The following is a 20,474-nucleotide window of genomic DNA, read 5'->3' as shown; positions in this document are numbered from 1 at the left end:
ACCGATGCTGCGTATCTACCACAACAACCGGTGTTCCAAATCCCGCGCCACGCTGGCCTTGCTGGAGGGGCGCGGCGACGACGTGGAGATCATCAACTATCTCGACACCCCACCCAGCGCCGCCGAACTGGCCGTACTGCTGAAGCAGTTGGGGATGACCGCCCGTGCGCTGCTGCGCACCGGCGAGGAGGAATACCGAACCCTGGGATTGGCGGACGAATCACTCGGCGAATCGGATCTGATCGCCGCGATGGTGGCGCACCCTAAGCTGATCGAGCGCCCGATCGTGGTGGCGAACGGCAAGGCCGCCATCGGCCGCCCGCCCGAGGCGGTGCTGGCGATACTTTGAACGCGCTACTGTAGGAGCGACTTCAGTCGCGACCCGGGGTAACGGCAAGGTCCGGGCCGCGGCTGAAGCCGCTCCTACATAAGGTTCATCCCCGTCCGGGAACCCGGGGTCAGCCGAGATCGAGCGAAAACGCGTCCGCATCCATCCACGCGGGAAAGCGTTCGCGATGCGCCAGCAGCACCGCCGGGTCCAGCGTCACCGTGGCCACCTGCTCCTGGGCACCCAGCTCGATCAGGGCTTCGCCCACCGGATCGACGGCCACGCTGTCGCCGGCATACGGCAGCTCGTTGCCATCCACGCCGACGCGGTTAACACCGACCACGTAGCTGAGGTTTTCGATCGCCCGCGCGCGCAGCAGCGTGCGCCAGGGGTGGCGCCGCGGCGCCGGCCAGTTGGCCACGAACAAGGCCAGGTCGTAATCCATGCCGCCGGCCGCATCGGCCAGCCGCCGATTGCGCAGCCACACCGGAAAGCGCAGGTCGTAGCAAACCTGCGGCAGGATGCGCCAGCCTTTCAGCGTGGTGATCAGGCGCGCGTTGCCGCCGCCGTAGCGGGTGTGCTCGCCGGCCATGCGGAACAGATGGCGCTTGTCGTACTGCTGGAAACTGCCGTCGGGCTGCATCCACAGCAATCGGTTGTAGACCACGCCATCTTCCAGGATGGCCAGGCTGCCGCAGATCACCGACCCCACCTCGGCCGCCAATGCGCGCAGCCAGGCCATGCCCTCGCCCTGCATGGTCTCGGCGCTGGCGCGGGTGTCGTTGCTGAAGCCGGACAGGAAGGTTTCCGGCAGCACGATCAGGTCGCTGCCGGCCGCCTGGCGCACCAGCGCGGCGTAGTAATCGCGATTGGCCGGTGCGTCATGCCAGCGGGTGGCGCCCTGCACCAGCGAGACCTTCAACGGTTGCATGCTCACAGCCGGCACAGGCGCTCGGCGCCTGCCTCCATGGTGGCGTCGCTCTTGGCGAAACACAGCCGCAGCAAGCGCGTACCCGGCGCGGTTTCGCAGAACGGGGTCAACGGGATCCCCGCCACGCCGCCCTGCTCCACCAGCCAGCGGCTGAAGGCCACATCGTCCTCATCGCGAATCGCCGAATAATCGACCAACTGGAAGTAACCGCCCGGCACGTCCAGCAGCTTCAATCGCGACGGCGCCAGCAAGGCACGGAAGCGGTCGCGCTTGGCCTGGTAGAACGCCGGCAATTCCAGGTAATGCTCGGGACAGCTGGCCATGAACTCGGCAAACGCCACCTGCGCCGGATGGAAGGTGCAGAACGTGAGGTACTGGTGCACCTTGCGGAACTCGGCCGACAACGCCGGCGGCGCGATCGCGTAGCCGACCTTCCAGCCGGTGCAGTGGTAAGTCTTGCCGAACGAGGAGATCACGAAGCTGCGCTCGGCCAGCTCGGGGTGGCGCAGCACGCTCTGATGCTGGGCGCCGTCGTAGACGATGTGCTCGTAGACCTCGTCGGACAGCACCACGATGGCGGTGTCGCGCACGATCGCCGCCAGCTCGTCGAGGTCGCCGGCCGACAACACGGCGCCGGACGGGTTGTGCGGGCTGTTGACCAGGATCATGCGGGTTTTCGGCGTGATCGCGTCACGCACGCGCTGCCAGTCGATCGAGAACGCGGACACGGTCAGCGGGATGTGCACCGCGCGGGCGCCCTGCAGCTCGATCGCCGGCTCGTAGCTGTCGTAGGCCGGGTCGAACACGATCACTTCGTCGCCCGCGCGCACCACGGCCGCCATCGCCGCGAACAAGGCTTCGGTGGCGCCGGAGGTCACCGTGATCTCGCGGTCGACGTCGACCTTGCGGCCATAAAGCCGTTCGGTCTTCAGTGCGATCTGCTCGCGCAGGCCGGCGGTGCCGTGCATCGGCGCGTACTGGTTGCGGCCTTCGTCCATGGCGCGCGCAAGCGCGTCGCGCAGCGCCTGCGGCGGTTCGAAATCGGGAAACCCCTGGCCCAGGTTGACCGCCTTGTGTTCCAGCGCCAACTGGCTCATCACGGTAAAGATGGTGGTGCCGACTTTCGGAAGCTTGGTTTCGATCATGATGATTTGGCCGTCTGGATGCCCAAACAAGCGGACATTATATCGGTGGCGCCACGCGTGATGGCGTGATCAGCGGGAGGCCGGCAAGTCCTCCAGCGGCCGTCGCTTGCATTGCTCGTGCCTCAGCATGGTGGTGGCCGGCAGTCGCTCGGCAAGAAAATCCACCAGCGCACGCACGCCCGGCAGCATGCCGCGCCGGCTGGGATAGACGAAGTGCATGGTGCCATCGGGAACGCTCCAGTCCGGCAGCACCACTTCCAGCTCGCCGCTGGTGATGGCCGGCGCGCAGACAGATTCCGGCAGCAACGCCACGCCCATGCCGCGACGTGCGGCCTCCAGCAGCAGGGCAAAGTCGCCAGTGATCAGCCGCGCCTGCACTTCAACGACAGACTGCTTGCCATCGGCATCGATCAGCTCCCATACCTGCGCGCCCTCATGTTCGCGCATCGACAGCGCCGGCAAGTTGGCCAGTTCGTCGGGTTGCGACGGGCGGCCCTGCGCATCCAGCAGCGCCGGGCTAGCCACCAGCTTGGTACGCGCCAGACCGAAACTGCGCACGACCAGGTTGGCGTCGGTGTCCAGCTTGTTGCGCACGCGGATGGCCAGGTCGTAGCCCTCGCCGATCACGTCGACGCGGCGATCACTGGACGTCACCCGCACCTGCATTTTCGGGTACAGCGCCAGGAAATCCGGCAGCAGGTACGCCAGTACCGTCTGCGTCAGCGACACCGGGCAACTGAGCCGCACCAGGCCACGCGGTTCCGCGCGCAACTCGTCCACGGCATCCTGCGCGGCCCGGGCTTCTTCCAGCACGGCGCGGCAGTGCGCGTAGAAACGCTCGCCCACCTCGGTGACCATGAAGCGCCGCGTGGTTCGCTGCAGCAGGCGCACGCCCAGGCGTTCCTCCAATTGCGCCACCCGCTTGCTGAGGCGCGATTTGGGTACGCCCAGCGCCCGCCCGGCGGCAGAGAAGCCGCCGTGCTCGACCACCGCGGCAAAGAAGTACAAGTCGTTGAGATCCTGCAGGGCGCCGCTCATCATGGCCTTCACCGTTTCCATTTGGGAACGATAAGTTCAAAACGTGCCGTCTTATCGCCGCATTGTTCCAAATATATCCTGATTCCGTTGCCGATAACCGGCCCGAACAGGAGACTCACCATGAAAATCTTGCACATCGATTCCAGCGCGCTGGGTACGTATTCCGTGTCGCGCCAGTTGACCGCCGACATCGTAGCGGAGCTGAAGCGCGCTGCGCCGGACGCCGTGGTCGACTACCACGACCTGGCCGCCCAGCCGCTGGCGCACTGGACGCCGGTGGCCGACGCCGCCGATCCCGCCGCCGTGCTGGGCAACAAGGTGCTGGAGGACTTCCTCGGCGCCGACGTGGTCGTGGTCGGGGCGCCGATGTACAACTTCACCATCTCCAGCCAGCTCAAGGCCTGGCTCGACCGCGTGCTGGTGGCCGGCAAGACCTTCCGCTACACCGCCAACGGGCCGGAAGGGCTGGCGGGCGGCAAGCGGGTGATCGTGGCGTCCAGCCGCGGCGGCTTCTACGGCAAGGATTCGGCGGGCGCCGCCATGGATTTCCAGGAGCCCTACCTGCGCGCGGCGTTTGCCTTCATCGGCATCGGCGAAGTGGAGTTCGTGCGGGCCGAGGGCCTGGCCGTGGGCGACGAACACAAATCGACCGCGCTGAAGTCGGCGCAGGACGCCATCCACACGCTGGTGGCCGAAGCCGCCTGACGCGCACCGATAACTACCAGCCATCGCGCCGTCGTTTCCCGCGACGGCCGCTAAGGAAGGTCTGAACAAGCCTTTGCTCGTCATTCCAGCGAAAGCTGGAATCCAGTGTCTTCAATAGGTTGCCGAGGCACTGGATCCCAGCTTTCGCTGGGATGACGACTTGTTCAGGCCATCCCTAACCGCAATGCAAGAGGCCAGCCTGACAAGCTGGCCTTTTTGCGCTGTCTTGCCCGGACGCCGTCCCGGCGTCGGCCTGGCCACCCCTGCCATCAGTCATGCCCCGATTTCAGCTGCCGCCCATTGACGACTCGAAATGCAGTGTTATAGTTCACTACAACACCACACAACGAGATCACTGAGGAGCCTGCCATGAAATCGCAAAACCTCATCGCCAGTGTCGCCGCCGCCCTGTTCACCTTCGCCACGCTGAGCGCGGTCAACTACAACGTCGACATCCGCCCGGCGCCGGCCGCAGCGACGCAGCGGATCATCACCGACCTGCCCATGATCGTAGTCCACCCCACCGCCGCCGAGCGGCGCGAGGCCGCGCTCTCCGACGGCGGCGACATCGTGGGCGCCTCGGCCGTTCGCGGCGGCGGCCCGCACCTGAGCCTGGTCAGCTCGCAATTGGCCATGCCCTACTATTCGTTCGCCAATCAGTTCGGCGGCATCAGCAAGGAATAAGCATGACCATCACCTGGAACGACAACGTCCCGATCTATCGCCAGCTGCAGCAACGCGTGGTGGCGATGATCCTGGACGGCGCCTTGAACGAGGGCGACCCGTTGCCGTCGGTACGCCAGGTGGCAGCGGACTACCAGATCAACCCGCTGACCGTCTCCAAGGCCTATCAGGAACTGGTCGATCAACAACTGGTGGAAAAACGGAGGGGTTTGGGCATGTTCGTCATCGAAGGCGCGCGCGAGGCGCTGCTGAAATCCGAGCGCGAGCGGTTTCTGCGCGAGGAGTGGCCCGTACTTTTTGCCCGGCTGCAGCGGCTGGGACTGGATCTGAAAACCCTGCTGCGCGAAGCCGGCACCCCCAAGGAGCAACAATCATGAGTGCGGTCATCACGGCCAGCGGCCTGGGCAAGCGGTACAAGACCTCGGTGGCGCTGGACAACGTCAGCTTCCAGATCGAGCCCGGGCGCATCGTGGGCCTGATCGGTCCCAATGGCGCGGGCAAGACCACGGCGCTGAAGGCCATCCTGGGCCTCACCGATTTCACCGGTGACCTCAACGTGCTGGGCTTCGACCCGCGGCGGCAGCGCGACCAGCTGATGGGCGAGGTGTGCTTCATCGCCGACGTGGCCGTGTTGCCGCGCTGGATCAAGGTCAGCCAGGCGATCGATTTCGTCGCCAACGTGCACCCGCGTTTCGACCGCAAGAAGTGCGAGGCTTTCCTGGCGCGCACCAAGCTGCAGCCGGACCAGCGCGTGCGGCAGCTGTCCAAGGGCATGATCGTGCAGTTGCACCTGGCGCTGGTGATGGCCATCGATGCGCGATTGCTGATCCTGGACGAACCGACGCTGGGCCTGGACATCCTCTACCGCAAGCAGTTCTACCAGAACCTGCTGGAAGACTACTTCGACGAGAACAAGACCATCATCGTCACCACCCATCAGGTGGAGGAGGTCGAGCACATCCTCACCGACCTGATGTTCATCCGCGACGGCCGCGTCGTGCTGGACGCCGACATGGAGGCGGTGGGCGAGCGCTTCATCGAGGTGATGGTCAACGCCGACCGGGCCGACGCCGCGCGGGCGCTGAAGCCCATCGACGAGCGCCAGGTCTTCGGCAAGAGCATCTTTCTGTTCGACGGCGCGAACCGCGCGACGCTGGAAACGCTGGGCGAGATCCGCCGGCCTTCCGTCAGCGACCTGTTCGTGGCCACCATGAAGGGAACCTACGCATGAACAACCAGACGTTCAAGAACCTGTACTGGCTGGTGAAGCGCGAATACTGGGAGCACCGTGGCGGGTTCTTCTGGGCACCGATCATCACCGGCGGCATTTTTCTGCTGCTCAACATCATGGGCATCATCACCGCCGAGGTGCTTGGCGCCCGCAGCGGTTTCAACTTCGGCGCCAGCAACGGCCTGCAGCATGTCATCTCCGACATGGACGCCGGCGACCTGAGCCAGGTGGGCTTCGCGCTGGATGTCGCGATGTATTCGGCCATGGGCCTGCTGGTGGTGGTGCTGGGCTTCGTGGTGTTCTTCTACTGCCTCGGCGCGCTGTACGACGACCGCCGCGACCGCAGCATCCTGTTCTGGAAATCGCTGCCGGTGTCGGACACCAGCACCGTGTTGTCCAAGGTCATCAGCGCCACCGTGCTGGCACCGGTCATCGCCGTGGTCGTGGGCATCGTGGTGGGCATGCTGCAGTTGCTGATACTCGCGGCCACGCTGTCGTTCCATGGCGTCAACGTGTGGCAGTTGCTGTTGCTGGCCCATCCGTTCCGGGTGATGTTCAACCTGATCGGCTACATCCCGCTGTATGCGTTGTGGGCGGCACCGGCGGTCGGCTGGCTGCTGATCTGCTCGGCCTGGTCGCGCAGCAAACCCTTCCTGTGGGCAGTCGCCCTGCCCGTCGCCACCGGCCTGTTGGTGACCTGGTTCGGCATCATGGGCCTGTTCAACCTGCCCACCGCGTGGTTCTGGACGAACGTGGTGCAGCGCGCCCTGTTGAGCGTGTTCCCCGGCACCGGAACCATCTTCGGCGACAGCATGATCCACATCTCCGACAACGGCGGCGCCGGCGCCCTGGACCTGGGGCAGACCTGGCACCTGATCGCCTCGCCCGACCTGTGGATCGGTGTGGTGGCCGGCGCGGCACTCCTGGCGGGCGCCATCTGGTTCCGCCGCTGGCGCGACGACAGTTGAGTACGGCAACGGACGGGCCGCCCGGCCCGTCCAACCCAGAAACCTTCCGCGATCGCATCGACCCAGGAGCCACCATGAAACCGTTCGCCTACAGCGCCCTCGCCCTGGCTTTTCTGCTGCCGCTGGCCGCGTGCAGCCAGGCACCCGATTCCCACCCCGCATCGACCGGGCAAACGACACCCGCCGACAAGGACGGCGAAGCCGCCCCGCGCTCGCTGATCGCCAAGGGTATCGACAAGGCCATGCAGGAAGCCAAGCGCGACCTGGTCACCAAGAACATCGAGCTGGATCACGTCCACTTCGGCAACGACGACAACGACAAGCGGCCGAAAGCCGAGATCACCCCGCAAGGCGATCTGCTGATCGCCGGCAAGAAGGTCGACGCCACGCCGGCGCAGCGCGCCCTGCTGCTGGACTATCGCCAGCAGATCGTGGACATCGCTTCGGCCGGCATGGACATCGGCACGCAAGGCGCTGACCTCGGCATGCAGGCGGCCAAGACCGCGATGCTGGGCGCGTTCAGCGGCAAGAACGACAAGGAAATCGAGGCGGCCATCAAGCCGCAGACCGACAGGATCGAAGCCGCGGCCCGCCAGCTTTGCCAGCAGCGCATGCCGGCGCTACTTGCCAGCCAGCAGAAACTGGCCGCCGCCATGCCCGAATTCCAGCCGTACGCCACGATGCAGCAGAAGGACATCGACGACTGCAGCAAGGACATGACCGACGAGGATGGCAAGCACGGCTTTGCCGTGTTCTCCGATTGACTCCTCACCCCTTCCTCAAGCCCTACTCTCAAGCAAAGGAGAAAACATCATGCGCCACACGCTTCTGCAGGGTGTTCTCGTTCTGGCCGCTGCTCTGGCACTGCCCGCCTACGCCGGTTGGTCCGTACAGCAGCACGGCACCCGCGACAAACTCACCTGGCACGATACCGACGGACAAGCGCTGGATCTGGCATCTCCCCAAGGCCAGGGCATCGAGATTGTCGATATAGCGCCGGCGGGACGCGACAATCTGCGGCAAGGCGACGTGATCACGGCGGTCGACGGCCACACGGTCGCCCACGTTGCCGACCTGCTGGTCTACACGAACGCCCATCTGCAGGCCTCCACCGTGCTGACCGTGCACCGCGGCCACGCCGATCTGAAAATCGACCTGGCGCCTGGCGAGCTGGCGACGCTCCTGCATCCCCATCCCTGACATCGCGCTCGATCAGCCAACGTTACCGTGAGGTACCGCGGCGGCGTGCGAACGGCGTCAGTCGCCGTGGATACCGCCGCGCGTCAGCGCCATCGGGTCGAGCAACCTCTTCAGCTCATCCTTCGACAAACCGGTGGTTTCCAGCGCCACCTCCATGATCGGCCGGTGCTCCTTGTACGCCTGCTTGGCGGTAGCCGCACCCTTCTCGTAACCGATCACCGGATTCAATGCGGTGACCAGAATCGGGTTCATCGCCAGCGCCTGGTTCACCCGCGCCTTGTTGACCTTGAAGCCGGCGATGGACTTGTCCGCCAACAGCACGCTGACATTGGCCAGGATGCCGATCGACTGCAGCAGGTTGTGCGCGATCAGCGGCAGCATCACATTGAGCTGGAAATTGCCGGACTGGCCGGCGATGGTGATGGATGCGTCGTTGCCGATCACCTGCGCGGCCACCATCGCCACCGCCTCGGGAATCACCGGGTTGACCTTGCCCGGCATGATCGACGAGCCCGGCTGCAGCGCCGGCAACTCGATCTCGCCCAGGCCCGCCAAGGGGCCGGAGTTCATCCAGCGCAGGTCGTTGGCGATCTTCATCAAGCCCACCGCCAGGGTCTTCAGCGCGCCGGACAATTCAACCGCCGCATCCTGCGCGGCCATGCCCTCGAAATAGTTCTCTGCCGACTCGAACTTCACCCCGGTCAGCTTCTTCAACTGCTGCGCAATGGCCGGACCGAACTTCGCATCGGCATTGATGCCCGTGCCCACCGCCGTGCCGCCCTGCGGCAGCCGGCGCATGCGTTTCAGCGCATCGTCGATGCGTTCGATCGCGCTGGCGATCTGTGCCGACCAGCCGGAAAGCTCCTGGCCGAAGGTGATCGGCATGGCGTCCATCAAATGGGTGCGGCCGGTTTTCGGCGTGTTGCGCAATTCGCGCGCGCGCTTGTCGATGGTTTTCTTCAGGTGCTTCAGCGCCGGCAGCAACTGCTCGCTGGCGGTCAGCGTGGCGCTGACGTGGATCGCGGTGGGGATCACGTCGTTCGAGCTCTGCCCGTAATTGACGTGGTCGTTCGGATGCACCTTCGCCCCCGCGGCAACCGCCAGGTGCGCGATCACCTCGTTCGCATTCATGTTGGTACTGGTACCCGAGCCGGTCTGGAAAATGTCGATCGGGAACTGCGCGTCGTACTGGCCCTCCGCCACCGCCAGTGACGCCTTGCGGATCGCGGCCGCCTGCCCCTTCTTCAGATGGCCGAGCGAGAGGTTCACGTCGGCCGCGGCGGCCTTGATCAGGCCCAGCGCGCGGATGAACGGGCGTGGCAGGTGCAGACCGGAAATCGGGAAGTTGTCGATCGCGCGCTGCGTCTGCGCGCCATACAAGGCATCGGCGGGCACCTGCAGTTCACCCATGCTGTCGTGTTCGATGCGGTAGTCGGTCATTGGGGAATCCTTGGGGAAAGGTCTGGATACGAAGGCTCACCACGCCTCCACCAACCGTTCGGGCTGAGCGTAGCGCCGTAGGCGCGAAGTCGAAGCCATGCCAGCCCCCTTCGACTTCGCCGCTATGCGCCTACGCTCAGGGCGAACGGGATGAAACACTATAAGCCGCCGAACAGCGACGCGCCGCCAATGTAAAATGGCGGTTTTCTCCTCGCCGGAAATCGCCGATGTCCACACACACCCTCACCGCCCTGTCCCCGCTGGACGGCCGCTACGCCGGCAAGGTCGAAGCGTTGCGCCCGATCTTCAGCGAGTTCGGCCTGATGCATCGGCGCGTGCAGGTGGAAATCGAATGGCTGCTGGCGCTGGCCGCCGAACCGAAAATTGCCGAACTGCCACCGTTCGACGCCGCCCAGGTCGCCACCCTGAAAGCCATCGCGGACGATTTCAGCGTGGCCGACGGCGAGCGCATCAAGGCGATCGAGGCCACCACCAACCACGACGTGAAAGCGGTCGAATACTTCATCAAGGAAAAAATCGGCGCCGACACCAGCCTGGCCCAGGCCAAGGAGTTCGTGCACTTCGCCTGCACCAGCGAGGACATCAACAACCTTTCCTATGCACTGATGCTGCGCGATGCGCGCGCCCAGGTATTGCTGCCGCAACTGGACGCCGTCACCGCGAAGTTGCGTGAGCTGGCGCACGAAAACGCGGCTCTGCCGCTGCTGTCGCGTACCCATGGCCAGACCGCCTCGCCCAGCACGCTGGGCAAGGAAATCGCCAACGTGGTGGCACGCATCGAGCGCCAGCGCCGGCAACTGGCCGCGGTGGATGTGTCGGGCAAGATCAACGGCGCCGTGGGCAATTACAACGCCCACGCCATCACCTATCCCGACGTGGATTGGCAGTGCTTCTCGCAGCAGTTCGTGGAAAGCCTTGGCCTGGACTACAACGCCTACACCACCCAGATCGAGCCGCACGACAACGTGGCCGAATACTGCGACGCCGTGCGCCGCGCCAACATCATCCTAATCGACCTGGCCCGCGACATCTGGGGCTACATCTCGCTGGGCTATTTCAAGCAGACGCTGAAAGCCGGCGAAGTCGGCTCATCGACCATGCCGCACAAGGTCAACCCGATCGACTTCGAGAACGCCGAAGGCAACTTCGGCCTCGCCAACGCGCTGCTCGGCCATTTCGCCGAGAAGCTGCCGATCAGCCGCTGGCAGCGCGACCTCACCGACTCCACCGTGCTGCGCGCCCTCGGCACCGCCTTCGGCCATACCCTGGTGGCGCTGGAATCGCTGAAGAAAGGCCTGGGCAAGCTCAACGTCAACGCCGACCGCATCAGCGCCGACCTCGACGCCAGCTGGGAAGTGCTGGCCGAAGCGGTGCAGACCGTGATGCGCCGCTACGGCTTGCCGCAGCCGTACGAGCAGCTCAAGGCGCTGACCCGCGGCCACGGCATCACGAAGGAATCGATGCGCGAGTTCATTGGCGGCCTCGATCTGCCGGCGGATGCGAAGCAGCGTCTGCTGGAGCTGACGCCGGGTGGCTACATCGGTCTGGCTGAAGGCTTGGCCAAGGACATCTGAGGCCTCTCACTTGCGGCCGCCAGATCTGCAGGAGCGATCCCGGTCGCTCCCGCAACCCGCCGCGTGGTCCGTTGGATGGATCACGCCGATTTCGGGAAATGCACCACGCCCGGCAGCTTTTCGAAATGCGCGTCGCAGGTCAGCAGATCGGCGCGTTGTTCCTGCGCCGTCGCGTAGACGATCGCATCGGCGGTCGCCAGCTTGTACTGGCGGTGAAGCTCCGCCGCCAGCAAGGCGATGCGCGTGTCCAGCGGCACCACCACGCACTTTTGCGTATAGGCAATGACCTGATCGGCGTGCTCCTCGCCCCTCTCGCGTAGCAGCCACTTGGACAACTCCAGCTGCACCATGGTCGGCACGACGCACTGCTCTTTGTCCGGGAACGCCTTGCCCAGCTTCTTGGCAAGTGCGCCACCGACAAGCCATTCGATCCAGGCCGACGTATCGACCACGCGCATCAATAACGATCCCTGCGATCGCGGTAGCCGTCCTTGTTGGCGCCCTTGGCGATACCCGCCAACTGCTTCAATTCCGGCACAGGCATCACCAGCACACCCTTGCCCTTGGGAATGAAAACAAACTCCTGGCCAGCCTCCCACTGCTGCTCGTCACGGACGGCCTTGGGAATGGAAATCTGGAACTTGCTCGACAGGGTGGCTGTGGCATTCATGGCTTTTACTTACCGAGATCGATGGCCATCTGGTAAGAATATAGACCATGAACCATCGCGACAAGCTGCCGGAAAATGGTGATACAAGGCACCGCTGCACGAATCGCGGAGCGGCGCCTCGCCGCCATCATGGTTGCCGGGGCTGCCCGGCAACGCCTCGAAGGGCAACAATCAAACCTCGTCCGATTCTTCGTTGACGCCCTCGAACAGGAAGGTCGACAGGTAGCGTTCGCCGGTATCGGGCAGCATCGCCAGCAGCACGGAGCCTTCGGGCGCGGTTTGCGCCACTTCTAGCGCGGCCGCCAGCGTGGCGCCGGAGGAAAGGCCGGTGAAGATGCCTTCCTTCTGCGCCAGCGTGCGCGCGGTGTCGCGGGCCACCACGTCGTCCACGGTCACCAACTGGTCGACCACCTGGCCGTTGAGAACGGCGGGCAGGAAGTCCGGCGTCCAGCCCTGGATCTTGTGCGAGGCCCATTCCTTGCCGCCCAGCAGCGAGGCCGCGGCGGGCTCGGCACCGACCACCTTGACCTCCGGGCGCGCCACCTTGAGCACCTCGCCCACACCGGTAAGCGTGCCGCCGGTGCCCCAGCCGCTGACGAAGTAGTCGAGGCGACGGCCGGCGAAGTCGCTGATGATCTCGGCGGCCGTGGTCTGGCGGTGGTAGGCCGGGTTGGCCGGGTTGTCGAACTGGTTGGCCAGAAACCAGCCGTGCTTGTCGGCCAGCTCCTGCGCCTTCGCCGACGCGCCGCTGCCACGCAGCGCGGCCGGCGTGAGCAGCACCTTGCCGCCATAGGCGCGAATCAGCTTGCGCCGCTCGATGGAGAAGGAGTCCGGCAACACGGCCACGAAGGGATAGCCGCGGGCAGCGCACACGGCAGCCAGCGCCACGCCGGTGTTGCCCGAGGTGGATTCGACCACGGTCTGGCCAGGCTTCAGCACGCCGCGCTGCTCGGCGTCGAGGATGATGGCCAGCGCCAGGCGGTCTTTCACCGAGCCGGCCGGGTTGAACGCTTCGACCTTCACGTAGATATCCACGTGGGCCGGCGCCAGCCGCTGCAGTTTCACGATGGGCGTGCGGCCGATGGTGTCGAGGATGCTGTTGTAGATCATGGAAACGCTCCGTGGGTAAAGAAAGCGCGCTGCCGGAATCTCGGCAGCGCGCAGCATGGAATAACCGCGGTGACGCGAAGGTTACGCACGATGGATGGCACGCAAGGTCTCGACCGCGGCGCGTCGGGGGATGCGCGGCACGACCCGAGGCGGCGCCGCTGGCTCGCTGGCGACCGGCGCCCCCAGCGGCTCGGCACCGAACCAGGCCAGCCGACGGCTGAGCGAGGCCACCTCGCCCAGGATCAGCAGCGCGGGCGAGCGCACGTCATGGCGACGCGCCAGCTCCGACAGGTCGGCCAGCGTGCCGGTGACCACACGCTGCTCCGCGCGCGAGCCGTTTTCGACCAGCGCAAACGGCGTTTCGGCGGCGCGGCCGTGCGCAAGCAGCTGCGCCTGCACCGTTTCCAGCCCGGCCACGCCCATGTAGACCGCCAGCGTCTGCCGCTCCTGCGCCAGCGCGGCCCAGTCCAGCGTGTCCATCGAGGAGCGGCAATGCGCGGTGACCAGGCGCACCGACTGCGCATGGTCGCGATGGGTCAGCGGCACGCCGGCGTACGCCGCGCAGGCCAGCGCGGCGGTGATGCCGGGTACCACTTCAAAGGCAATGCCGTGCTCGTGCAGGAACTCCAGCTCCTCGCCGCCGCGGCCAAAGACAAACGGGTCGCCACCTTTCAGGCGCACCACGCGCTTGCCGGCGCGCGCGTGCTCCAGCATCAGCGCATGAATCTGATCCTGGGTGGCGTGGTGGTTGCCGGCCTGCTTGCCCACCTCGATGCGGTCGGCGTCGCGCCGGGCCAGTTCCAGTATGTCGAGGCTGACCAGCCGGTCGTGCAGGATCACGTCCGCCTCGTTGAGCGCGCGCAACGCACGCAGCGTGAGCAGGCCCGGATCGCCCGGCCCCGCGCCCACCAGCACCACCGAGCCGACGGCATCCGGCCGCGGTGCAGCGAGTGCCTGCTCGGCCGCGGCGGCCGCTGCCTCGGGCTGATTGCGGCGAAGCAGCTCCGCGACCGGGCCGGTCAGCAGCTTCTGGTAGAACCGCCGGCGCAGCGCGAGATCCGGATAGCGCCGGCGGATACGCTTGCGCAGGCGCGCGGCCAACGCAGCCAGGGGCCCGATCGAATGATCGAGCAAGGTTTCCAGCCGCTCGCGCAGCAACCGGCCCAGCATCGGCGCCTCGCCGCTGCTGGAAATGGCCACGATCACGGGCGAACGGTCGATCACGGCCGGCACGTGGAAGCTGGACAACTGCGCGTCGTCCACCACATTGACGAAAATGCGCTGCAAGGTGGCCAGCTCGGCCACCTGGGCGTTCAGCGCCTGGTCGGAGGTGGCGGCCACCACCAGCCAGGCGTGGTCGATCCAGCTGGCCTCGAACACGCCGGCGCGGTGCGCGATGCGGCCTTTCCTGACCAGGCTTTCCAGTTGCGGCGTGAGCAGCGGCGCACCCACCGTCACCTGCGCCTTTGCCGCCAGCAGCGCCGCCACCTTGCGCTCGGCCACGGCGCCCCCCCCCACGACCAGCACGGCGCGGCGGGAAAGATCGGCAAACAGCGGATACAGCTTCATGGCATACACGACGTCGACGCCACGGCAGCGCGGCAACGTAACGCTATCGGCGCGACCATTCGCGGGGAAATGACTTGTGATGCCGTTGATATACCTCAAGGTTATGAGCCATTTCGATGATGTAGAATCATCATGTTTGGGCGTATAGACGTCCGATTCGCCAGGAATGAATGGTGTGGCCGATCGTTCGGACCGAACCGGCAGGCGCCGCAACGCCCGGCGGGCGGCATGCCACGGCAGGCTGCCGCATCGCGCCCGTCTACCCCTACACTCCACCGGCACACCTGCGAACAGACGCCATGACCCTGACCCAACTGCGCTACCTCATCGCCATTGCCGACTGCGGACTCAACATCACCGCCGCCGCCGAACGCGTGCACGCCACGCAACCGGGCGTCAGCAAGCAGCTCAAGCAGCTGGAGGACGAGCTGGGCCTGCAGCTGTTCACGCGCAAGGGCAAGAGCCTGGACGGCGTGACCGACGCCGGTGCCCGCGTGCTCGAGCGCGCGCGCGTGATCCTGGCCGAGGCGGTCAACATCCGATCGATCGCGGCCAACCTGCGCAACGAGGAACACGGCGATCTTCGCATCGCCACCACGCACACCCAGGCCCGCTTCGCGCTGCCGCCGTCGATCGCGGCATTGAGCCGGCGCTACCCGCAGGTCAGCGTGCACTTGCAGCCCAGCGGCGACGCGGAAGTACTGGCGTTGCTGGAAGGCGGCCGCGTCGACCTGGCCGTGGTCAGCACCTCGGGCGCGGCACCGGCCAGCGGCATCGCCCTGCCCGCCTACCGCTGGAACCGCGTGGTGCTGATGCCGCATACGCATCCGCTGGCGTCGCTCAAGCGGGCGCCATCGCTGGCCGAACTGGCCGCCCTGCCGCTGGTGAGCTACGACTCGTCGGTCAAGCCCGAATCCTCCCTGCGCCGTGCGTTTGCGGCCGCGGGGCTGTCGCCGCAGATCGCCATGACCGCCGCCGACGCTGACCTGATCAAGACCTATGTGCGCGCCGGCATGGGGATTGGCGTGCTGGCGGAAATGGCCATGCTGCCGGACGACGCCAACGACTTGCGCACGATCACCGCCGACGCACTGTTCCCCACCTGCACCACCTGGATCCTGCTGCGCCGCGACAGCGTGCTGCGCGACTACACCCTGGACTGGATCGTGCAGTTCGCACCACACCTGAATCGCGCCGACGTGCGCAGCGCGGTGGCCAACGGCACGCCGCATCCGCCTACGGTGATTCCGCATTGGCGGCAGAACGTGGCGCGGGCCAGGAAAGCCAGCGTGGAGTGAGGGGTTCGCCTCCCCGCTTGGGGGGCTGCGTGGAGGGTTGAGGGGGGCTTTTCCGTTGCGTGCAAGTCAGGCGAGAGCGCCCTCTTCCGCCTGCGGCACCTTCTCCCGCAAGCGGGAGAAGGGAAAGCCGGCCTTGTCGCCTTTCACCGCCTGGCGGGAGAAGGGAAAGCGCGGGCCTTATAGCCGCACGACCTGGGGAGAAGGCAAGCGGGGACTAGACGAATTCGTGCAGGCCGCATTCCCGCTTGAGGCCGAAGAAGCGGGTGTCTTCCGCGTCCATGCCCGGCTCCCAGCGGCGGGTGGTGTGGGTGTCGCCGATCGAGATGTAGCCCTGCTCCCACAACGGGTGATAGGGCAGGCCGTGGCGCTGCAGGTACATGCCCACGTCGCGGTCGGTCCAGTCGGCGATGGGGTGGAACTTCCAGTGCCCGCGCTGCCATTCGACGAAGGGAATGTCGTGGCGGCTCCTGGACTGGTTGCGACGCAGGCCGGCAAACCAGCCCTTGATCTCCAGCTCCGCCAGTGCGCGCTGCATCGGTTCGACCTTGCGGATGCGGTTGTATTGCTCCAGGCCTTCCAGCCCCTGCTCCCACAGGCGGCCATAGCGGGCTTCGGCCCAGGCGCGACCGATCGCGGGACGGTAGACCTTGAGGTTGAGCGAGAGCTGCTCGGTCAGCGTATCGACGAACTGGTAGGTCTCGGGAAACAGGTAGCCGGTGTCGATCAGAATCACCGGGATGTCCGGCTTCTGCTGCGTGACCAGGTGCAGCGAGACGGCCGCCTGCGCGCCGAAGCTCGACGACAGCGCATGGTTGCCGGCGGTGTTCTTCAGCGCCCACTCCACCCGCTGCTCGGCCGTCAGTTCGGCCATCCACGTGTTGAGCTCGGCCAGGGCGCCGGGGCTGTGGTCATCGAAAGGGAGCTCGATCGCGTTCATGCGTTCACCTTCAGCGGAATCTTCCGCGGTTCGCTCAAAACACCCACACGCAGCAGGAAGTCACCGAAGTATTCGCCCGCGGTGCGCTCACTGGCGTAGCGGCCGAACAAGCCATCCAGCACCTCCAGGATCACCGCCTCGTCGACGTTCTCGCGATACGCCTGGTTGAGGCGCTGGCCCTGGAAGTCGGCGCCCAGGCGCAGGTCGTAGCGTCCAGGCGCGCGGCCGACCAGGGCGATTTCCGCCAGGTACGGACGCGAGCAACCGTTGGGGCAGCCGGACATGCGCAGCAGGATCGGGGCATCCAGCAGCCCGTGCCGATCCAGCGAGACTTCCAGCCTGGACAGAAGCTGCGGCAGGTAGCGCTCGCTTTCGGCCATCGCCAGGCCGCAGGTGGGCAAGGCCACGCAGGCGATCGAGTGCTGGCGGATGCCGCTGTTCTTCCTGTAGCCGTCCATGCCATGGCGGGCGACCAGCGCGTCGATCGCGTCGCGGTCCTCGGCGGCCACGTTGGCGATGATGAGGTTCTGGTTGCAGGTCAGGCGGATGTCGCCGGTGTGGATGTGGGCCAGCTCGCGCATGCCGCTGAGCCAGGTGTGCGCCTCGGTATCGAGCAGACGACCGGACTCCACCTGCAAGGTGAGGTGCCAGCGGCCGGCGTGGCCCTGGACCCAGCCGTAGCGGTCGCCGTTGTGGTCGAAGTGGAACGCGCGGGCGGGCTCCAGCGCAAAGCCCAGGCGCTTCTCGATCTCGGCCTTCATCACGTCGAGGCCGTAGGTATCCACCGTGTATTTCAGGCGCGCGTGCTTGCGCTCGTCGCGGTCGCCCCAGTCGCGCTGCACGCCGATGACCGTCTCGGCCAGCGCGATCAGGTTTTCCGGCCGCACGAAACCGATGATGTCCGCCAGACGCGGATAGGTGGCCGGATCGCCATGGGTGGCGCCCATGCCGCCGCCGATGCCGGCGTTGAAACCCACCAGCTCGCCGTTCTCGATGATGGCGATCAGGGCCAGGTCCTGCGCGTAGACGTCGATGTCGTTGAGCGGCGGGATGGCGATGCCGATCTTGAACTTGCGCGGCAGGTAGGTGGGGCCGTACAGCGGCTCCTGCTCGTTGGCCGCTTCCTCGCCCACCAGCTTTTCGCCATCCAGCCAGAACTCGTGGTACGCGCGGGTTTTCGGCTTCAGATGCTCCGACAGCCGCGCGGCCCAGGCGTAGGCCGCCTCGTGCGCTTCCGACTCGATCGGGTTGGTGTTGCAGATCACGTTGCGGTTGACGTCGCCGCAGGCGGCGATGGTGCTGGCCGCGGCGGCGTTGATCGCCGCGATGCTGGCCTTGAGGTTCTTCTTCAGGATGCCGTGCCACTGGAAGGTCTGCCGCGTGGTGATGCGCAGGCCGCTGCTGGCGTAGTTGCTGGCCAGCGCATCGAACGCCAGCCACTGCGCCGGCGTCATCACGCCGCCGGGCAACCGCGCACGCAGCATGAACGCATAGGCCGGCTCCAGCTTCTGGCGGCGGCGTTCGTCGCGGATGTCGCGGTCGTCCTGCATGTAGCTGCCGTGGAACTTCAGCAGCTTGGTGTCCGACTCGGCGATGGCGCCGGTGACGGGGTCGGCCAGCCCTTCGGCGATGGTGCCGCGAAGGAGTCGGCTTTCGGATTTGATGTGTTCGAGATGGGAAGGCATGGGGATGTTTTTCTTTTGTCCCTGGCGTTCATGGCTGAACGCGGAAATGAAACCTCAATACACGTCGCGGGCGTAGCGACCCTGTTGCAGCAGGTCGGCCAGCCACGCCTTGGCATCGTCCGCGCTGAGGCCGCCGTGGACGGAGGCCACGTCGAGCAGCGCCTCGTGCACGTCCTTGGCCATGTGCGCGGAGTCGCCGCAGACATACAGGTGGGCGCCTTCGCTCAGCCACGCGTACAGCTCGCGGCCCTTCTCGCGCAGCCGCTGCTGCACGTACAGCTTCTCGGCCTGGTCGCGCGAGAACGCCAGATCCAGCCGGTGCAGCGAGCCATTGCGCAGGGCTTCCTGCCATTCCACCTGGTAGAGGAAATCCTGCGAGAAATGGCGGTTGCCGAAGAACAGCCAGTTGCGGCCGCTGGCACCCGTCGCCTGGCGCTCCTGCACGAACGCGCGGAACGGCGCGATACCGGTGCCCGGGCCGATCATGATCACGTCGCGGCTGCCGTCGGCGGGCAGCCGGAAGCGGTCGTTCTCCTCGATGAATACGGGCACCCGGGCCTCGTCGCCGGTGGCGGCGAGGAAGGTGGAGGCGGCACCGAAGTGCTTGCTGCCGTGCCGCTCGTATTCGACCACCGCCACCGTGAGGTGAACCTCGTCCTGGCCGACCAGCTTGGGGCTGGACGCGATCGAGTACAGCCGCGGCGTCATCGGGCGCAACGCGGCGACCAACTGCTCGGCATCCCACGCGGCGGGGACGTCGCGCAGCAGGTCGATCGGCTGGTGGCTCTCCAGCAAGGCGGCGAAATCCGCCTTGTGGTCGGGCTCCAGCAGGCGCTGCAGATCGTGGTTGCCGCTCAGCGCGGCGTGCGCAGCCAGCAGCGGGCGGGTCAAGCGGGTGATGTCGCGTTCCTGGCCCAGCCAGCGCGAGAGTGGCAGGCGCTTGCCTTCGTGGGTGACCTCGCGGCTGCCATCCAGCTTCAGCGCCGACAACCACTGGTCCACCAGCACCGGCGGATTGGTCGGCCACACGCCGATGGCGTCGCCGGCGGCGTAGCGCAGGCCGGAGCCTTCCAGCGACAGCTCGAGATGGCGCACGTCGCGATCGCTGTCGCGCGACACGATGCGCTGGTTCTCCAGCACTTCGGCGGCGAACGGCTTTTCGCGCGAATGCAGCGGCGGCGCGCTCACGGCATGCAGCGGGCTGACCGGCCGCGCGCTCGTGGCGGGCACGCTCAGCGCCTGCTTCACCGCCTCCAGCGCACCCTGCGACCAGGTCGCCGCGGGCGCCTCGAAATCCACGTCGGCCTCGCCCAGCGCCGCGAAGCGGGTAGCGCCCAGCTCGGCCAGCCGCGCATCGAGGTCGCGGCTCACCGCGCAATACTTCGCATAGCTGGAATCGCCCAGACCCATCACCGCGAACTTCAGCTGTGGCAGCTTGGGCGCGCGCTTGCCGGCAATGAACTCCATGAAGCCGATCGCGTCGTCCGGCGGGTCGCCCTCGCCCTGGCTGCTGATGACCACCGCCAGGTAACGCTCCTGCGCCAATTCGCGCAGCGGGTAGGCGCCGGCGCGCAGCAAGCGGACGGTCAGGCCGGCGGCTTCGGCCTTGCCGGCCAGCTTTTCGGCCACGCGCTTGGAGTTGCCCGTCTGGCTGCCGTAGACGACGGTCAGCCGCTCGGCCGGACGCTCGGCCGGCGCCGGCGCATCGGCCACCACGGCCAGGCCGGCATGACCGGGGATGCGCGTGGCCAGCGACGCCAACGCGGCGGCATAGGCGGACACCCAATAGAGGTCGGCCGGCGAGAGGCCGTCGGTCAACCGCGCAAGCAGCGCCAGCCGTTCCTCCCCGAGCGCAGGGGTGGGAAGAATGGGTTTCAACGCAACGTTCACGGCGCTTCCTTTTGGACGTCTTTACTTCTTGGCGTCCAATCGTAGGTACG

At 66.4% G+C, this 20,474-nt stretch carries 21 protein-coding genes; 10 read left to right on the top strand and 11 right to left on the bottom strand.

Annotation, left to right across the window (positions count from 1 at the left end; translation table 11 throughout):
• The first annotated feature begins 4 nt into the window (after nt 1-4).
• Nucleotides 5-349: an arsenate reductase (glutaredoxin) gene (arsC, locus tag ABD017_RS02330; protein WP_343879729.1), complete on the top strand. Its 345-nt coding sequence runs from the start codon at nt 5-7 to the stop codon at nt 347-349.
• Nucleotides 350-458: 109 nt separating this feature from the next.
• On the opposite strand, the gene ABD017_RS02325 is transcribed toward arsC, so the two are convergent.
• The 3 genes from ABD017_RS02325 to ABD017_RS02315 form a co-directional block, all read right to left on the bottom strand.
• Nucleotides 459-1,259 carry an amidohydrolase gene (locus ABD017_RS02325; RefSeq protein ID WP_343879727.1) on the bottom strand — a complete coding sequence of 267 codons (801 nt, stop codon included), beginning with the start codon at nt 1,257-1,259 and terminating at the stop codon, nt 459-461.
• 2 nt (nt 1,260-1,261) lie between these two features.
• On the bottom strand, nt 1,262-2,404 hold the full coding sequence (locus ABD017_RS02320; protein ID WP_343879725.1) for a pyridoxal phosphate-dependent aminotransferase: 1,143 nt from the start codon (nt 2,402-2,404) through the stop codon (nt 1,262-1,264).
• Nucleotides 2,405-2,473: 69 nt separating this feature from the next.
• The gene (locus tag ABD017_RS02315; protein ID WP_425543644.1) at nt 2,474-3,445 is read right to left on the bottom strand and encodes a LysR substrate-binding domain-containing protein; all 972 of its coding nucleotides are present in this window, start codon (nt 3,443-3,445) and stop codon (nt 2,474-2,476) included.
• Between the two features lie 117 nt (nt 3,446-3,562).
• Here ABD017_RS02315 and ABD017_RS02310 point away from each other — a divergent pair, with 117 nt between their 5' ends.
• The 7 genes from ABD017_RS02310 (at nt 3,563) to ABD017_RS02280 (ending at nt 8,230) form a co-directional block, all read left to right on the top strand.
• On the top strand, nt 3,563-4,147 hold the full coding sequence (locus ABD017_RS02310) for an FMN-dependent NADH-azoreductase (RefSeq protein WP_343879723.1): 585 nt from the start codon (nt 3,563-3,565) through the stop codon (nt 4,145-4,147).
• 369 nt (nt 4,148-4,516) lie between these two features.
• Nucleotides 4,517-4,831: a hypothetical protein gene (locus ABD017_RS02305; protein WP_343879721.1), complete on the top strand. Its 315-nt coding sequence runs from the start codon at nt 4,517-4,519 to the stop codon at nt 4,829-4,831.
• 2 nt (nt 4,832-4,833) lie between these two features.
• Nucleotides 4,834-5,208, top strand: coding sequence for a GntR family transcriptional regulator (locus tag ABD017_RS02300; protein ID WP_343879719.1), 375 nt, complete (start codon nt 4,834-4,836; stop codon nt 5,206-5,208).
• Nucleotides 5,205-6,062: an ABC transporter ATP-binding protein gene (locus ABD017_RS02295; protein WP_343879717.1), complete on the top strand. Its 858-nt coding sequence runs from the start codon at nt 5,205-5,207 to the stop codon at nt 6,060-6,062. Before ABD017_RS02300 ends, ABD017_RS02295 begins: the two co-directional genes overlap by 4 nt.
• On the top strand, nt 6,059-7,030 hold the full coding sequence (locus ABD017_RS02290) for an ABC-2 transporter permease (RefSeq protein WP_343879715.1): 972 nt from the start codon (nt 6,059-6,061) through the stop codon (nt 7,028-7,030). The genes ABD017_RS02295 and ABD017_RS02290 overlap by 4 nt, the downstream gene beginning before the upstream one ends.
• Nucleotides 7,031-7,104: 74 nt before the next feature.
• Nucleotides 7,105-7,794 (top strand): YggN family protein, encoded by a 690-nt coding sequence (locus ABD017_RS02285; protein ID WP_343879713.1) that lies wholly within the window; start codon nt 7,105-7,107, stop codon nt 7,792-7,794.
• Nucleotides 7,795-7,843: 49 nt separating this feature from the next.
• Nucleotides 7,844-8,230, top strand: coding sequence for a PDZ domain-containing protein (locus ABD017_RS02280; RefSeq protein WP_343879711.1), 387 nt, complete (start codon nt 7,844-7,846; stop codon nt 8,228-8,230).
• 57 nt (nt 8,231-8,287) lie between these two features.
• Here the strand turns inward: ABD017_RS02280 and ABD017_RS02275 are convergent, their stop codons facing one another.
• Nucleotides 8,288-9,670, bottom strand: coding sequence for a class II fumarate hydratase (locus ABD017_RS02275; protein WP_343879709.1), 1,383 nt, complete (start codon nt 9,668-9,670; stop codon nt 8,288-8,290).
• Between the two features lie 227 nt (nt 9,671-9,897).
• On the opposite strand from ABD017_RS02275, the gene purB reads away from it, so the two are divergent.
• Entirely contained in the window at nt 9,898-11,265 is a 1,368-nt protein-coding gene (gene purB, locus ABD017_RS02270) for an adenylosuccinate lyase (RefSeq protein ID WP_343879707.1), read from the top strand.
• An 80-nt stretch (nt 11,266-11,345) separates the two neighbouring features.
• Here the strand turns inward: purB and ABD017_RS02265 are convergent, their stop codons facing one another.
• From ABD017_RS02265 to cysG, 4 genes are all read right to left on the bottom strand, one after another.
• The gene (locus ABD017_RS02265) at nt 11,346-11,723 is read right to left on the bottom strand and encodes a type II toxin-antitoxin system VapC family toxin (RefSeq protein ID WP_343879705.1); all 378 of its coding nucleotides are present in this window, start codon (nt 11,721-11,723) and stop codon (nt 11,346-11,348) included.
• A complete protein-coding gene (locus ABD017_RS02260) occupies nt 11,723-11,935 on the bottom strand; it encodes an AbrB/MazE/SpoVT family DNA-binding domain-containing protein (protein ID WP_343879703.1) in 213 nt (70 codons plus the stop codon). Before ABD017_RS02260 ends, ABD017_RS02265 begins: the two co-directional genes overlap by 1 nt.
• Before the next feature lie 171 nt (nt 11,936-12,106).
• Nucleotides 12,107-13,045 (bottom strand): cysteine synthase A, encoded by a 939-nt coding sequence (gene cysK / locus ABD017_RS02255; protein ID WP_343879701.1) that lies wholly within the window; start codon nt 13,043-13,045, stop codon nt 12,107-12,109.
• Nucleotides 13,046-13,126: 81 nt separating this feature from the next.
• A complete protein-coding gene (gene cysG / locus ABD017_RS02250) occupies nt 13,127-14,623 on the bottom strand; it encodes a siroheme synthase CysG (RefSeq protein WP_343880636.1) in 1,497 nt (498 codons plus the stop codon).
• A 290-nt stretch (nt 14,624-14,913) separates the two neighbouring features.
• Between cysG and ABD017_RS02245 the strand changes: the two genes are divergently transcribed.
• On the top strand, nt 14,914-15,912 hold the full coding sequence (locus tag ABD017_RS02245) for a LysR substrate-binding domain-containing protein (protein ID WP_343879699.1): 999 nt from the start codon (nt 14,914-14,916) through the stop codon (nt 15,910-15,912).
• A 214-nt stretch (nt 15,913-16,126) separates the two neighbouring features.
• Here the strand turns inward: ABD017_RS02245 and ABD017_RS02240 are convergent, their stop codons facing one another.
• The 3 genes from ABD017_RS02240 to ABD017_RS02230 are packed head-to-tail and all read right to left on the bottom strand — an operon-like array spanning nt 16,127 to nt 20,424.
• Nucleotides 16,127-16,849: a phosphoadenylyl-sulfate reductase gene (locus ABD017_RS02240; RefSeq protein ID WP_343879697.1), complete on the bottom strand. Its 723-nt coding sequence runs from the start codon at nt 16,847-16,849 to the stop codon at nt 16,127-16,129.
• Entirely contained in the window at nt 16,846-18,582 is a 1,737-nt protein-coding gene (gene cysI / locus ABD017_RS02235; protein ID WP_343880634.1) for an assimilatory sulfite reductase (NADPH) hemoprotein subunit, read from the bottom strand. Before cysI ends, ABD017_RS02240 begins: the two co-directional genes overlap by 4 nt.
• 6 nt (nt 18,583-18,588) lie before the next feature.
• A complete protein-coding gene (locus ABD017_RS02230; protein WP_343879695.1) occupies nt 18,589-20,424 on the bottom strand; it encodes an assimilatory sulfite reductase (NADPH) flavoprotein subunit in 1,836 nt (611 codons plus the stop codon).
• Between the last annotated feature and the right edge of the window lie 50 nt (nt 20,425-20,474).

This window comes from Rhodanobacter caeni (assembly GCF_039523575.1).
GTDB lineage: Bacteria > Pseudomonadota > Gammaproteobacteria > Xanthomonadales > Rhodanobacteraceae > Rhodanobacter > Rhodanobacter caeni.
The sequence above is the reverse complement of the archived record's forward strand: the minus strand, read 5'-3'. Positions and strand labels throughout refer to the sequence as shown.